The sequence below is a fragment of the Streptomyces sp. NPDC003038 genome, from assembly GCF_040611115.1.
Taxonomy (GTDB): Bacteria; Actinomycetota; Actinomycetes; order Streptomycetales; family Streptomycetaceae; genus Streptomyces.
The window spans coordinates 1-1,160 of the sequence record NZ_JBEXNN010000128.1 but is presented as its reverse complement, the minus strand read 5'-3'; the positions used below and the strand labels follow the sequence as shown (position 1 = coordinate 1,160).

Genomic DNA, 1,160 nt, shown 5'->3' with positions numbered 1-1,160 from the left:
GCAGGCCATTCCGCCAGGAGCCAGCACGCGGGCAGTTCCGGCCCCTCGACCACCTTTCGGATCTCGCGACCGGCGGGACGGATCCGCAACGCCACGAAGCGTGAGTACATGCGCTTGAAGCCGCTGCGTCCGGTGCCGGGCCGTGAGCCCTCACGCCATTGCACCGGCCTGGCCGCACCCTTCCCCGCCTCAATGACCAGCGCCTTCACGCTCCGAGCCGGCTCGGGATACTTCATCACCGGCGGGCGGCCGGTGCCGCTGTAGGGCGGGGCGAGCGGGACCGCGTCGGCCGGCTGAGCGGTCACCGTCGTGGAAACGCCCACCACGTAGTGCAGCCCTCGATCCTGAAGGCCGAGTCTGAACGCCGCGGTGTCCCCGTAACCGCCGTCAGCGACAGCGACGGGGACGTCGATGCCCCACGAGCGGGTCTCATCGACCATGTCGAGGGCAAGCTGCCATTTCTCAACATGGCCCGCCTCCGGCTGGATGCCGCATGCCGCATGCCGCGCGGCGGGCGACCTTGGCGGGATCGGCTTCCGGCGAGGCCGGATTCCAGCTCTTGGGCAGGAACAGACGCCAGTCGACAGCCACAGTGGCTTGGTCGGAGGCCAGGTGCAGCGAGACACCGGCCTGGCAGTTGGTGACCTTGCCCGCGGTGCCGGTGTACTGCCGTGTCACACACGCCGACGCGTCCCCGTCCTTGAGGAAGCCGGTGTCATCAAGGATCAGCGCGGCGGGTTTGACCACCGGCTGCATCCTCCACGCCAGCCTCGCCCGTACGTGCGCCGGATCCCACGGGCTGGAGGTCACGAAGTGGGCCAACGCCTGCCGGTTGCCGTCCTCACCCAGCCGGGCGGCCATCGGCTCGACCGACTTACGCCCGCCGTCCATCAGCAGACCACGCAGGTAGACCGACCCCCACCAACGCTGATCCGCCCGCCCGAACGGCTCAAACACCTCCGCCGCGAAATCCTCCAGATCACACCGGACCGCCGCCAACTCCTCAGCCAACACACCCGACCAACGACACAGCCCGTCAACCGGACACGCCACCGGCGATCGAACCGGGACTGTAAAAGAAACGGTGTGACTCCGATCATGGAAGAGTGCACCTGTGACCAGCGAGAACATAGCCAAGCCGTCCGAAGCGGGGGCCGCGG

The 1,160-nt window shown here is 68.4% G+C and carries 1 pseudogene; it reads right to left on the bottom strand.

Annotated features, from left to right (window positions below):
• Window positions 1-1,131: pseudogene (locus tag ABZX75_RS34425) on the bottom strand (IS701 family transposase); the annotation flags it as partial.
• Between the last annotated feature and the right edge of the window lie 29 nt (window positions 1,132-1,160).